Here is a 12,050-nt window from a genome sequence, read left to right as displayed (position 1 = left end):
ACAGCGTCCGGCATCCACAGGCTCAGCATTGGCAATGCCGGCCGATCGGGTGATCCCGATCAGGCGCTGGCTTTGCCCTCGGCTTCCGACTTGCGCATGGCAATCATCAGAATGAGGATGCCGAACACGGCCTTGGCCACGATATCCGCAACCGTGTAGCCCACTTCCACGGCCGTGATGGCGGCGCCACCGGTCAGGCCGATCAGCGGGAACAGGAACACGATCGGGTAGAACAGCCAGGACACGACCACCAGTGTGGCAGCGCCGTTGATCAGCCCGCGGACGTTTTCCGGCTGCTTGCTGATCGAGCCCTTCAGGCCAACCACCAGCTGGTAGACGATGTAGATGAACGGAATCATCGACAGGACCCAGAACAGGAAGCGCGTTGCGCCACCTTCGGCCACTTCGCCCGGATACCCGAGTGATGATCATCAGAGCGGCGGCACCACCCAGCGTCACGCTCTTGGACACCGTCTCGCTCCGCGACAGGCGCATGACGAGAATCAGCTCGACAAGCAGCAGCGGCACGGTCAGCAGCCAGTCGACGTAGCGATACGCCTGGTTGAAGGCATAGCCCGTGGTTTCGATGGTGCCGTTGGTCACGGAGAAGGCCGCATCCCACGACAGCATGATCTGCAGATAGTGATAGCCGGCGATGGCGGTCACGAGACCGGAGATCGTCACGGCCATCTTGTACGCGGGAGCTACCTGACTGCGGGAGAACCACAGGAAAAGGGTCGCGGCCGCCATCACTGCAAAGCCAAACGAGAAGGCATTTGCAATGAAGTCGTACTGACCCACGCTGAGAGTTGAAAGATCCATGGTTGATTTCCTCCTTTTGGAATCAAGACGAAACATACGCCCGGCTGTGATGCAGGTCAATCGGGCATTTGCACTGTTTTGGTGCGGCGATTCACCCCATCAGCCCAGTGACAATAAAACCGCCTGTGTGTTCTGAATCAAGCTTGATCTGGATCAAAAATCGCCGCCGTCATCGCGCAGTGAAAAACGGACCGGAACGTCGATGGTCCGGCCGGCGACATCGGCGTCATCGGGTGGGGCGGGAAGCGGTTGTGCACGCCTGAGCATCGCGGCCAGTGCTTCGTCCAGGGACCGGTGCCCGGTAGCCTCCGCAACGTTGGCGCTCGCGAGGGTGGCGTCGCCGTCGAAACGCAGGCGAACAACCGCGTCGCCTTCGAGCCCCCGCAGGCGCGCCCGCCGCGGATAGCGCTGATGCTTCGACAGCCAGGTCCGCAATGTCTGCAGGTAATCACGCCGCGCCGCCGCACTGCCCTTGCCAGGGACCGGCTCGCCCGCGTCGGACGGAGCCGGGGGAGGCGACGGCGCAGGCGCAGACGTCTGGGTCTGGGGGCTTGTCTTAGGTTCAGGCTCAGGTTCAAGTGCCGGGGCGGGGGAGGGCTCTGCTTCAGGCTCAGGCTCAGGCTCAGGCTCAGGCTGGGGCTCTGGCTGAGGATCGGGCTGGGGCTCTGGTTTGGGCGCGGGCTCTGGCGCCTCCGCAATGGCCTTTTGCGTCTCGGCGATGGATCGAGAGGGTGCCGCGCCAAGCTCGATCCGCAGCCGATCGTCGGCAGCGCCCGGCGCCCGCGATTCCGGCGGACTGAGGGGTGGAGTAAGCCCCAGCAGCCCGGCATGGGCCAGGCCCGCCAGCAGAAAAGCCACGATCCAGATCCCGCCGCCGCGGTTCATGGCGCTCGGGTGACCAGGTCCACCGTCTCGACACCCTCATCGCGCAGCCGGCCGAGGATTGCCACAACCTGGGCGGCGTCAGCCCGCGCATCGGCGACGAGGCGGATCGTCGCGACGCCCCGGGCGCCCTGACGGTCCATGGCGGCAATGGACCGGGAGAGGGCGTCGGCATCGACCCTCTCGCCGTCGATCGCCACCGAGCCGTCCCGCGCGATGTGGATGACAGTGTCCGCCGAGGTTTCGAGGGCGGCACCGTCGTGTTCCGGGGGCGTGACGGCAAACGGTGCCGATGGGCTCAGGTGACCGGCAATCAGATAGAACGCCAGCAACAGGAACACGACATTGATCAGTGGCAGCAGACCGGCCTCGCGGTCGGCGGATCGCCGCCGAGGGGGAGTCTGCAGTCCGATCATGCGTCCTCCCCGTTTTTCAGTAGCGAGACCTCGATATCAAGGCGCTGCATTTCACCGAGCGCTTCAAGTGTGGTCTGTAACGAGACACCCGCCCGCGGCTGGAGGTGGATGCCGCGGACATCGCGCGTATTCACGGCCGCCTCAACGGCATCCATCATTCCTGCAGCGGGCACGCGCCGCCCCTCAATGATCGCGGCATCGGGCTCGAGGCTGACCCGCAGGATGTCAGAGGCGGTCGTGCCGGCCCCGGCGGGCGGGGCGATACCGACGGCTACCTGCTCGCGCGATTCGAGCGTCGAGGCGAGCATGAAAAATATCAGCAGGATAAAAATGACATCGATCAGTGGCGTCAGGCGGATCAGTGTGTGACGCGGTGGGGTATCGAGGGCAATTCGGGGGCCAGCGCCCATTACGAGGCCCGTTGATCGAGCCGCGCTGGACGCCGGGTGAAGAGCTCGGTGACCAGGCTGTCCATTTCCTCGCCCAGGTGCTGGACGCGTGCTTCCAGCCAGGTCGCGGCGGCCACCGCCGGGATCGCGACCGCCAGCCCCACGGCGGTGGTGGACAGGGCCTGCCAGATGCCGGCTGAGAGCACTGCCGGGTCGCTGCCAGTCCCGGTCTGCTCAAGCGCCTGGAACGCATCGATCATGCCGAGCACGGTGCCGAGCAGTCCCAGTAGCGGGGCGAGGCTCGCGATCAGTTCAAGTGGCCGCAGCCCGCCGCGCAGGCGTCGCAGCTGGGCCTGACCCAGTCGGGCAAGATCCTCGCGGAGTCGGGCCTCATCGGTATCGGCCTTCTGCAGTCCCTGGATGGCCCGGGCGACCAGCTGCCCGGCGGGGCTGCGCGCGGCACTGACGCAATCGGTGGCTTGATCGATGTCACCGGCGGTAAAGGCATGGACGGCGGCCCGCGCCTCGCCGAGTCGATGGCTGCGTGTGAGCACGGATTGCGCGATCTTGGCAAGCACGATGGCGAGCGCGGTGACGGACATCGCGAGCAGCAGGCCGATCACCGGTCCGCCGGTTTGGTAGAGGGCGACGAGACGATCGATTGCGGTCATGCGCCAAGCATACGTCAGCGCGGCGATGCGGCGAAATTGCCTCTGTTAGACTGGCGGCTTGTCCAGAGGAGTATCCATGAGTCTGATCCGCGTTGATGAAATCGAGTTTTCCGTCGGTGGTCCGCCGCTGCTCAAGGATGCATCGCTGACCATTGAGGATCGCGAACGCGTGTGCCTGGTCGGCCGCAATGGTGTCGGTAAATCGACGTTGCTGCGCATCATCGAGGGCGCGATCGAGCCGGATGCCGGACGGGTGCAGCGTGGTGAGGCGGCGAAGGTCTCACGCCTCGAGCAGGCCGTCCCCGATCATCTCGACGGTCGGGTGTTCGATGTGGTGACCGAAGGCCTGGGATCGCTGGGGGAGCTGCTCGCCCGCCACCATGATCTGGCCATGGCGATCGGCGCCGGTGAGGGCGACATCGACGAGCTCACCGATCTGCAGTCCCGCATCGAGGCGGCGGGCGGCTGGCAGATCGAGCAGCGCGTCGATGCCGTGCTGACCCGCTTCGGGCTGCCGGCGGACAGCCTTTTCTCGGGGCTTTCCGGTGGTCTCAAGCGGCGTGTCCTGCTGGCACGCGCGGTGGTACCGGGCCCCGACGTGCTGTTGCTCGACGAGCCCACCAACCACCTGGATATCGAGGCAATCCGTTGGCTCGAAAATTTCATGCGCGAATTCGATGGCGCGGTGGTGTTCGTCACCCATGACCGGGCCTTTCTGCAGGCCGTCGCCACCCGCATCGTCGAGATCGATCGGGGTCAGCTCACCAGTTGGCCAGGCGATTATGCGAACTACCTGCGACGGCGCGAGGAGCGCGATCATGCCGAGGCCGAGGAGCAGGCGCGTTTCGATAAAAAGCTCAAACAGGAGGAGGCCTGGATCCGTCAGGGCATCAAGGCTCGGCGAACCCGCAACGAGGGCCGGGTGCGGGCCCTCAAGGCCATGCGCAAGGCGCGCGCCGAACGCCGTGAGCGGCCCGGCGAAGCGCGGCTGACAATGGCTGAGGGCGAGCGCTCCGGCAAGCGGGTCATCGAGGCCGAGCATCTGAGCTATGCCATCGACGGCAAGCCGCTGGTGACCGATTTCAGCACCCGCATCATTCGTGGTGACCGGATCGGCATCCTTGGCCCCAACGGGGTGGGCAAGACCACCCTGATCCGGCTGCTGGTCGGCGAGCTGGCGCCGGACAGCGGGTCGATCAAACTGGGGACAGGGCTTCAGGTGGCCTACTTCGATCAGCACCGTGCGTCGCTGGACGACCGCCGCACGGCGCGCGAGAACGTGGCCGGCGGCGAGGACTTCATCGATCTGGGGGATGGCAAACGGCGTCATGTAATGGGTTATCTGCAGGACTTCCTGTTCTCACCCGAGCGCGCCAATGCCCCGATCAGCCGGCTGTCGGGGGGCGAGCGCAATCGCCTGCTGCTCGCGCAGCTGTTTGCGCGTCCCTCGAATCTGCTGATCCTCGACGAGCCCACCAATGACCTGGATGTCGAGACCCTCGAGCTGCTCGAAGAGCGGTTGGTGGACTACACCGGCACGCTGCTGCTGGTCTCGCACGACCGGGCGTTTCTCGACAATGTCGTCACCAGTGTTTTCGTTCCCGAGGCCGGTGGCCATATCGGGGAATACGTCGGCGGTTACGAGGACTGGCGGCGGCAGAGTCAGGCAGACGCCGCGCCCAGGGAGCCGGCGAAGCGTCGCGCCAGTAAGCCGGCATCGTCGCCGAAAAAGCCGCGTAAGCTGAGTTATGGCGAGGCCCTGGAGCTCGATGAACTGCCTGCGCGCATCGAAACGCTGGAGGCTGCCGCCGAAGCCGCGCGTGAGAAGGCCAATGATCCCACCCTCTACCAATCGGACGCAGCCACCGTTCAGGCTACCCTGGATGCCCTCGAGCAGGCGGAGGCCGAGCTCGCCGCGGCCTATGACCGCTGGGAGGCCCTGGAGGCGCAGCGCGCCCGTCTGGGCTAGGTGTTGACCACGCCCGCCGGGTCCAGCGGGATCATCGGGCCGCCGGCGGCCTGCGCATCGGCCGGATCATGGGTGACCAGCAGGGCGGGGATCGACCGGGCCCGGATGTGGTCGAGCACAAACCCGCGAATCCCGTTGCGCAGCGCCTGATCGAGCCGCGAGAAGGGCTCGTCCAGCAGGATTGCCTCGGGCTCGGCCAGCAGGCTCTGCATCAGCGCGGCGCGGGCCCGCTGGCCGCCGGACAGCGTCGCCGGGTCCCGGTCGCCCATGCCCTCGAGGCCCGCCGTGGACAGGGCTTCGTCGACCACCCGTGCACGCGCCCGTCGTCCCCGCACCGTCGCCCGCAGACCGAACGCCAGGTTGTCACCGACGCTCAGATGCGGAAAAAGCCCGGCGTCCTGAAACATCATGCCGATGCGCCGCTGTTCGGCGGGGAGGCCATTGAGGGGGCGGCCATTCAGCGCGAGGTGACCGGTCAGCGCGAAGCCGGCGGGCAGATGCCCGGCAATCCCCTGCAACAGCGTCGTCTTTCCCACACCCGAGGGGCCCATCACGGTGGTCACGCTGCCCGCTTCGACCTGGATGGTGAGCGGCGCAAACAATGGCTCGCCACTTGGAGCCCGGATGGCGAGTGAGTCAATCGCCAGCGGCATAAGGCGACTCCCTGAGAAAACGACGGCGCCGTCCGCGCAGCGGCGGCGTCATGATGGCGATGGCGTAGGCGGCGATCGGGATCAGCATCTGGAGCATGGCATAGACCGCGGTGATGCGGCGATCCGCGCCGCTCGCAAGACTGACCGCCTCGGTGGTGAGGGTGTTGATGCGCCCGCCGCCCATGATCAGCGTGGGCAGATACTGGGCGATGGAGACCGCCACGCCGATGGCGGCGGCCGCCAGCACCGGTCCCAACAGGACCGGCAGCTTGACCCGCAAAAGGCGTCGCAGCGGCCCGGCCCCCAGGCTCGCGGCCTGACGGCTGAGAAGCGGGTCATACCCCCGCCACGGACCGACCAGAACCAGAAGCACATAGGGGAAGACGAACAGCAGGTGAGCCCAGCCCACGGCCAGCAGCCCGGGGCCGATTCCCAACTGAAGGAAGCCGAACTGCAGCCCGGGCAGAAACCCGATCTGAGGCAGCAGCAACGGCAGGTAAAGGATTCCGGCCAGCAGCGTCGCCCCGCGGCGGTGCTCGCTCTCAAGCCAGGCGATGGCAAGGGCCAATGCCAGTGCGGTCGTTACCCCCGCGAACAGCAGGCTATGGCCCAGTGGCCCGATCCAGCTATCGCCCGGCTGCCGCCAGGCGGCCATCGAAAGCTGATCGGGGAGGCGGCTGGGCCACGGCCAGCGCCAGGTCACCGACCAGACCATCAATGCCAGGATGGCCGCACTCGCCAGGCTCAGCAGGACCGGATTGAGCGCCCTGGCGAGCCCCAGGCCAAAGCCCGCCAGCCGTCCCCGGCGCCCGCGACGCAGCGCCACACGGCCAATGAGGGCGGTCATGCGCTCGATCGTCCAGACGCCGGCGAAGGTGACGAGGACCACCATCGCCTGCAGAAGGGCTCCGGCCCCTGCGGTCAACAAGCTCGAGAGTTCGGGCGCGGTATAGGCCCGCAACACCGTGACGGCGAGCACCGGCGGGTTGGCGGGCCCCAGAATCAGCGCCATGTCGACGTTCGAGAGCGCATAGCTGAGCACGATCAGCGTCGGCAGCCGGATCTGGGGCCACATCAGGGGTAGAACCACGCGGATCCAGGCGGCGGATCGGGAGTATCCCAGTGATCCTGCCTGGATCAGCCAGCGCTGGACCGGCAGGTGGCTGACGGAGGCACTCATGATCAACGCCAGAAACGGCACCTCTTTGACCAGTAAGCCCAGGATCAGGCCGATGCCCATGGGATCGCCCACCAGCGCCCAGTCGGGGGGCCGGGTCAGATCGAGGGGCCCCGCCACGAGCCGCAGTAACCAACCGGAGGGCGCAAGGATGAACGCAAGGCCGATGGCGATGGCGGCGTGGGGCGCGGCGAGAAAGGGGGCCAGCCAGGGCATGAGGGAGCGGCCAATGGATCGGCCGTGAACGCTGGCGACCAGCGCAAAGGCGAGGGCAAAGCCGAAGCCGGTGGCGCTCAGCCCGGTCCACAGGGTGAGCTGGATCGAGGTTGCGAGTCCCGGCTGGTCAAGCAGCGTCCGCCAGGGGGCGAGTCCGATACTGCGCTCGCCAAGCGCGGGCAACCAGCCGAACGCCGCGCCGAGGGTCTGCGCCAACCCGAGCAGCACCGGACCGATGAGTACCGCAATGATCAGGATCCGCAGCCCGGTGCGCAGGACAGCCGCCACCGAGCGTTAGCGGGTGTAGCGCTGCGCCCAGGTCTCGATGAGCCGTGTCATCCAGCTGGGATGCGGTTCAGGCAGCGTCCTGCCCAACGCCTCGCGGCTGGGCAGTGCGGGCGCGTCGGGCAGGGCTTCAAAGCGGGCGCGCTGCTCGGCGCTCAGCCGATCGAAGTCGAGCACCGAAAACGCACCCAGCACTTCGATGTTCTGCATGTGCGCCTGGGCCCGTGGTGAGAGGAGGAAGTTGGCGACAACTCTGGCGCCGGCGGTATGCCGGGCGTTGTAGGGGATCGCCACGAAACTGACATTGCCGATGCTGCCCGCCTCCGGAATCAGTACCCGCGCTGTCGGCGGCAGCAATCCCTGCTTGATGGCGGCGGCCGTGGAGGCCGGGTCAAATGACAGCCCGATATCAACGGCCCCGTCGTTGAGCAGCCGCTGCTGCTCGGATTCGTTGGCCGGATAGGTCTCGCCGCCGCGCCATAAGTGCGGCTGTATGGCGTCATACCAGCCCCACAGTGGGGCGGTTGCTGTGGCGAAGTCGGCCTCCTCAACCGGCGCCTGAAGGACCGCCGGGTCGGGCGTCAGCTCGATCAGCGCCTGTTTGAGGAATGTCGCGCCCATGAAGTTATCCGGATGCGGGTGCGTAAAGCGGCCCGGGTTGGCCTGCGCCCACTCCAGCAGGGCCGGCATGGTCCGCGGTGGATTCTCGACCCGGGCGGCGTCGTAATTGAAGACAAAGCGTGCCAGTCGCCACGGGCTCTCGAGTCCCTCGGTCGGGACCGTGAAGTCGGTGGTATTGGCTGACCCGCGACTGAGGTCGAGATAGCGGCTATTGGGCAGATCCCGCACGAACGGCCCGTGCAGCAGGTCCTGTTCCTTCATCGCCAGAAAGTTGGGGCCGTTGATCCAGAGTAGATCCACTGATCCCTGCTCGTCGCGGCCGGCCGCCTTTTCGGTCACGACCCGCGTTACCGCCTCAGCGGTGTCGGAGAGCTTGACATGGCGGACCGCCACATCGAACCGCGCCTCGGTCTGCTCGCCGACCCACTGGATGAAGGCATTGGTGCGCTGATCGCCGGCCCAGGCATTCCAGTACACCGTCTGACCCTCGGCTTCCCGCAGCGTCTTTGCCCAGTCCGAGCCGGTATCCTCACCGGTCTGGGCAGTGGCCGGCGTCACCAGAGCGATGGCCAGGAGCAGTATCCGTGAGCCCGCACGGACTCGGCGAAGGTGGTTGTTCATGAGGCTGACTCCTGCTCGCGGAAAGTCTGGATACCCTGGACCCATCGGGTGAACGTGGTGATCAGACAGGCCAGTGCGAACCCGACGGCGATTTCGCCGAAGTAGCCGGGGAATAAGCAGATTGCGACAAAGAATGCGATGGTCTCGGTGCCTTCGGTGAGTCCGCTCAGATAGTGGATCCCCTTGCCGGTGAACGCCGAGGCGGGCAGGCCACGCTGGGCCGCGATCACCGCGAAGGCAAGAAACGATGACCCGGTCCCGACGAATGCGGTGATGACCACGGCGGCGGGCAGGGCATTGGCGGCCGGGTCGGCCACCGCAAAGCTGAGCGGGACGGTGGCGTAGAAAAAGAAATCAAGGGCGATGTCCAGAAACGCACCCCGGTCGGTGGGCCGGGTCAGCCGGGCGATGGCCCCGTCCAGTCCGTCAAGGAGCCGGTTGAGCAGGATGAATGACAGCCCTGCCAGATAGGCCCCATTGGCGATGAAAAGCAGCGCGATGATGCCCATCGCGAAGCCGGTCAGAGTGGCCGTGTCCGCACCGATCCCGCGTGCCACCATGAATCGGGCGATGGGCGTCAGGGCCCGGCGCTGCAGGGGTTGAAGGGCGGCGTCGAGCACCGCCTATTCCACGCGATTGGGGCTGGCGATCAGTTCCAGGATCATGTGCGGCACCGTCAGGGCGGCCAGACCGATAAAGATGACCTGCATGAGAATCGCATCGCTCGGCATGTCCATGAGAAAGGGCACGGCCGCTGCCGCCAGTGCGTAGGTGGCGAGCGTTGTCGGCGCCACCGCCCGCAGCCGCGCTCCCCAGCTGTCGAGGTTGAGATCGCGCGCCGCGATGGTCAGATGCCGCGGGCTGTGCAGAAAGCACCAGTAGGCGATGAAGTAGGCCAGCGGATGCAGCACCGCCGCGCCCACGGCGAGCAGCAGCGGGTCGCGCCAGTCACTCATTGCCCGTTCCGGATGGAGGATCAGTGCGGCCAGCAGGATCCCGCCACCGAGTGCCAGCGCCCAGGGCGCGACTGCGATGATCAGTCCGGTCTGATCAGCGCCGAGCATGGCGAACAGCGGCTCGACGACTGCGGGGTGGAAAGTGACCGGCAGACCGAGGATCCACAGCCCGTAGCCGGTTCCGCCGATGCGCCCGAGGCGATGCGCGACATCGTCACCGAAATGCACGGCGGAGTAGAGCAGAAAGACGGCGAGCGCGATGTTGGGCACCTGCAGCCAGATCGCGATCACCGCCGCGCTCAGCGCCATGTATCCGCCCAGAAACCCGAGCATGCGCGGCGCGTTATCCAGGTGCAGATAGCGTTTCGCCACCGCCGTGTCGAGACTGCCGTGGGGTAGACCCAGCACCGCGGTGCTGAGCGCGAGCACTGCATAAAGCGGCCACTGACCCGGAAGTAGCGAGATCCCCAGCGAGATCAGCAGTCCGGCAGGGAAAAGCCAGTAGGCAGGCGGCCGGTGTGTTGTATCCATGAGTGCCTCCGCAGAGCGAATCGGTGATGACCGACCAATAGATTACCAAGGTCGAAGGGTAGCGGATACGGCGTCAGATCAAGGATAGCGCTTGCGCGGCTGCCTGACGACGGACAGGATGCAGTTGATCATGGAACGCTCGATCCCTCAGCTTGAATCCCTTGCCCGTGCGGCGCTCGAGCGCAGCGGCACCCACGCTGACAATGCACGCTCGGTGGTCCAAGCGTTGATTGCCGCCGAGCTTGATGATCTGCCCTCTCACGGGCTATCGCGGGTGGCGTATTACGCCGATCAGGCCGCCGTCGGCAAGGTTGATGGCCAGGCCACTCCGGTGCTCAGCCAGTCGAGGTCGGTGGTGGGAGTGGATGCGTCGACGGGATTCGCCTATCCCGCCATCGAGGCGGGTATTCCCGCGGCGGTGTCGGCCGCCCGGCGGCAGGGGATCGCCGCGCTGGGTATTCACCGCTCCCATCACTTTGGCGTCGCGGGTCACCATGTCGAGGCGATGGCGCGGCAGGGTGTCGTCGCCCTTGGTTTTGGCAATGCACCGGCGGCCATCGCGCCCTGGGGCGGAAAACGCCCGTTATTCGGCACCGACCCGATCGCCTTTGCCGCGCCCCGGTCCACCCCGGACCCCCTGGTGATCGATTTGTCAGTCAGCCGCGTCGCCCGGGGCAAAGTGATGATGGCTCAGCGCAAGGGCGAGGCGATTCCGCCGGACTGGGCACTGGACCGTGAGGGTCAGCCCACCACCGATGCCGGCGCGGCGATGGCGGGCAGTGTCCGGCCGATGGGGGATGCCAAAGGCGCGGCCCTTGCGCTGATGGTCGAGCTGCTGGCCGCCGGACTTACCGGGGCATCATTCGCCTACGAGGCCTCGTCGCTTTTCGATGCCGAGGGCGGGCCTCCGCGCCTGGGGCAGCTGTTTGTGCTGCTGGATCCCGGGTTTTTTGCGGGTGGGGACGACTTTTTGAGGCGTGTTGAGGCGATGCTCTCGACAATGGCCGAGGAACCGGGGGTTCGGCTGCCCGGGGAACGGCGGCTGGCGGCCCGTCATGGGCACGACCAGACCATCGATCTGGATGCCGCCATTCTTGCCGATCTGGAGCAGCGCGCCCGCTCAGCGCCGGCTGACTGAGTTGAGATGCACGCAGTCGTTGAATCGGTTGATGCGGCAGCGATAGGTGCTGAGGCCGCCCAGCGAGCCGGAGTCCTCCCGTTGTGCCGCCGCCGACAGGGTGAATTCAAAGCGTGCGGTGTTCTCGGGCCGAAACCCCCAGATGCGGCGAGTACCCAGCAGCGCGGCCACCAGGTACTGCATGAACCCACCGTGGGTGACAGCAATGACGGTCTGCCCGTCGGCATGATCCGCCAGCAGTTGATTGATGACCGCCTCAGCGCGTTGCGCCCGCGCCGCGACCGGCTCCGCCTGGGGCACATCGTCCCAATGACCGTCCCGTCGAAATCGCTCGATGATCTGCGGGTAGTCACGATCCAGGTCGGTGGCCGTGCAGCCTGAGAAAACCCCCACGTCATACTCACGCAGGGCATCGCGGGAGGCGATGGGCACAGACAGTGCCTGCCCGATCGGGCGTGCGGTGGCGAGAGCCCGCCCCAGCGATGAGCTGTAGAGGACCGGGTCTATCCACTCGCCGGGTTGCCGGGCCTCCTCATGGGCCAGGGCATCGGCCAGCGCCTGGGCCTGGGCCTGTCCGGCGGGGGTCAGCGGATAGTCGCTGTGACCCTGCCAGCGCCCTTCGTCGTTGGCGACGGTCTGGGCGTGACGGATGAGGATTAAACGCATGGCGAAAGTATCGCACGAGGGACGAGGATGAATGTAG

13 protein-coding genes and 1 pseudogene are annotated in these 12,050 nt (G+C 66.5%); 2 read left to right on the top strand and 12 right to left on the bottom strand.

The window, feature by feature from the left end; all coding sequences use genetic code 11:
• Positions 1 to 59: 59 nt before the first annotated feature.
• From FPL11_RS10250 to FPL11_RS09390, 6 genes and pseudogenes are all read right to left on the bottom strand, one after another.
• A complete protein-coding gene (locus FPL11_RS10250; RefSeq protein WP_281283410.1) occupies positions 60 to 404 on the bottom strand; it encodes a bacteriorhodopsin in 345 nt (114 codons plus the stop codon).
• 76 nt (positions 405 to 480) lie between these two features.
• Positions 481 to 750, bottom strand: a pseudogene (locus tag FPL11_RS10295) (bacteriorhodopsin); the annotation flags it as partial.
• 225 nt (positions 751 to 975) lie between these two features.
• Complete coding sequence (locus tag FPL11_RS09405; protein ID WP_144348377.1) at positions 976 to 1,707, bottom strand: energy transducer TonB family protein; 732 nt, start codon at positions 1,705 to 1,707, stop codon at positions 976 to 978.
• Positions 1,704 to 2,120, bottom strand: coding sequence for an ExbD/TolR family protein (locus tag FPL11_RS09400; RefSeq protein WP_144348376.1), 417 nt, complete (start codon positions 2,118 to 2,120; stop codon positions 1,704 to 1,706). Before FPL11_RS09400 ends, FPL11_RS09405 begins: the two co-directional genes overlap by 4 nt.
• Entirely contained in the window at positions 2,117 to 2,530 is a 414-nt protein-coding gene (locus FPL11_RS09395) for an ExbD/TolR family protein (protein WP_144348375.1), read from the bottom strand. Before FPL11_RS09395 ends, FPL11_RS09400 begins: the two co-directional genes overlap by 4 nt.
• Positions 2,530 to 3,180 (bottom strand): MotA/TolQ/ExbB proton channel family protein, encoded by a 651-nt coding sequence (locus FPL11_RS09390; RefSeq protein ID WP_144348374.1) that lies wholly within the window; start codon positions 3,178 to 3,180, stop codon positions 2,530 to 2,532. Before FPL11_RS09390 ends, FPL11_RS09395 begins: the two co-directional genes overlap by 1 nt.
• A gap of 76 nt (positions 3,181 to 3,256) precedes the next feature.
• Here FPL11_RS09390 and FPL11_RS09385 point away from each other — a divergent pair, with 76 nt between their 5' ends.
• A complete protein-coding gene (locus FPL11_RS09385; RefSeq protein WP_144348373.1) occupies positions 3,257 to 5,149 on the top strand; it encodes an ATP-binding cassette domain-containing protein in 1,893 nt (630 codons plus the stop codon).
• Here the strand turns inward: FPL11_RS09385 and FPL11_RS09380 are convergent.
• The 5 genes from FPL11_RS09380 to FPL11_RS09360 are packed head-to-tail and all read right to left on the bottom strand — an operon-like array spanning position 5,146 to position 10,209.
• A complete protein-coding gene (locus FPL11_RS09380; RefSeq protein WP_144348372.1) occupies positions 5,146 to 5,802 on the bottom strand; it encodes an ATP-binding cassette domain-containing protein in 657 nt (218 codons plus the stop codon). The two genes, FPL11_RS09385 and FPL11_RS09380, sit on opposite strands and share 4 nt — an antisense overlap.
• Positions 5,786 to 7,483 (bottom strand): ABC transporter permease, encoded by a 1,698-nt coding sequence (locus FPL11_RS09375; RefSeq protein WP_144348371.1) that lies wholly within the window; start codon positions 7,481 to 7,483, stop codon positions 5,786 to 5,788. The genes FPL11_RS09380 and FPL11_RS09375 overlap by 17 nt, the downstream gene beginning before the upstream one ends.
• A 6-nt stretch (positions 7,484 to 7,489) precedes the next feature.
• Positions 7,490 to 8,722 (bottom strand): ABC transporter substrate-binding protein, encoded by a 1,233-nt coding sequence (locus FPL11_RS09370; protein ID WP_144348370.1) that lies wholly within the window; start codon positions 8,720 to 8,722, stop codon positions 7,490 to 7,492.
• Positions 8,719 to 9,342 (bottom strand): CDP-alcohol phosphatidyltransferase family protein, encoded by a 624-nt coding sequence (locus tag FPL11_RS09365; protein ID WP_144348369.1) that lies wholly within the window; start codon positions 9,340 to 9,342, stop codon positions 8,719 to 8,721. Before FPL11_RS09365 ends, FPL11_RS09370 begins: the two co-directional genes overlap by 4 nt.
• Before the next feature lie 3 nt (positions 9,343 to 9,345).
• The gene (locus tag FPL11_RS09360; protein ID WP_144348368.1) at positions 9,346 to 10,209 is read right to left on the bottom strand and encodes a Brp/Blh family beta-carotene 15,15'-dioxygenase; all 864 of its coding nucleotides are present in this window, start codon (positions 10,207 to 10,209) and stop codon (positions 9,346 to 9,348) included.
• Between the two features lie 130 nt (positions 10,210 to 10,339).
• On the opposite strand from FPL11_RS09360, the gene FPL11_RS09355 reads away from it, so the two are divergent.
• Positions 10,340 to 11,347, top strand: coding sequence for an Ldh family oxidoreductase (locus FPL11_RS09355; protein ID WP_144348367.1), 1,008 nt, complete (start codon positions 10,340 to 10,342; stop codon positions 11,345 to 11,347).
• On the opposite strand, the gene FPL11_RS09350 is transcribed toward FPL11_RS09355, so the two are convergent.
• Positions 11,330 to 12,013, bottom strand: coding sequence for a histidine phosphatase family protein (locus tag FPL11_RS09350; protein WP_144348366.1), 684 nt, complete (start codon positions 12,011 to 12,013; stop codon positions 11,330 to 11,332). The two genes, FPL11_RS09355 and FPL11_RS09350, sit on opposite strands and share 18 nt — an antisense overlap.
• Positions 12,014 to 12,050 lie beyond the last annotated feature (37 nt).

It is taken from the genome of Spiribacter aquaticus (genome assembly GCF_007625215.1).
GTDB classification, from domain to species: Bacteria; Pseudomonadota; Gammaproteobacteria; order Nitrococcales; family Nitrococcaceae; genus Spiribacter; species Spiribacter roseus.
Note: the sequence above shows the minus strand (reverse complement) of the source record. Positions and strands in the feature narration are given on the sequence as shown.

Coding starts and splice junctions, on each gene's coding strand:
- FPL11_RS09405 (WP_144348377.1), bottom strand. CDS start 1,707: ATGAACCGCGGCGGCGGGATCTGGATCGTGGCTTTTCTGCTGGCGGGC.
- FPL11_RS09400 (WP_144348376.1), bottom strand. CDS start 2,120: ATGATCGGACTGCAGACTCCCCCTCGGCGGCGATCCGCCGACCGCGAG.
- FPL11_RS09395 (WP_144348375.1), bottom strand. CDS start 2,530: ATGGGCGCTGGCCCCCGAATTGCCCTCGATACCCCACCGCGTCACACA.
- FPL11_RS09390 (WP_144348374.1), bottom strand. CDS start 3,180: ATGACCGCAATCGATCGTCTCGTCGCCCTCTACCAAACCGGCGGACCG.
- FPL11_RS09385 (WP_144348373.1), top strand. CDS start 3,257: ATGAGTCTGATCCGCGTTGATGAAATCGAGTTTTCCGTCGGTGGTCCG.
- FPL11_RS09380 (WP_144348372.1), bottom strand. CDS start 5,802: ATGCCGCTGGCGATTGACTCACTCGCCATCCGGGCTCCAAGTGGCGAG.
- FPL11_RS09370 (WP_144348370.1), bottom strand. CDS start 8,722: ATGAACAACCACCTTCGCCGAGTCCGTGCGGGCTCACGGATACTGCTC.
- FPL11_RS09360 (WP_144348368.1), bottom strand. CDS start 10,209: ATGGATACAACACACCGGCCGCCTGCCTACTGGCTTTTCCCTGCCGGA.
- FPL11_RS09355 (WP_144348367.1), top strand. CDS start 10,340: ATGGAACGCTCGATCCCTCAGCTTGAATCCCTTGCCCGTGCGGCGCTC.
- FPL11_RS09350 (WP_144348366.1), bottom strand. CDS start 12,013: ATGCGTTTAATCCTCATCCGTCACGCCCAGACCGTCGCCAACGACGAA.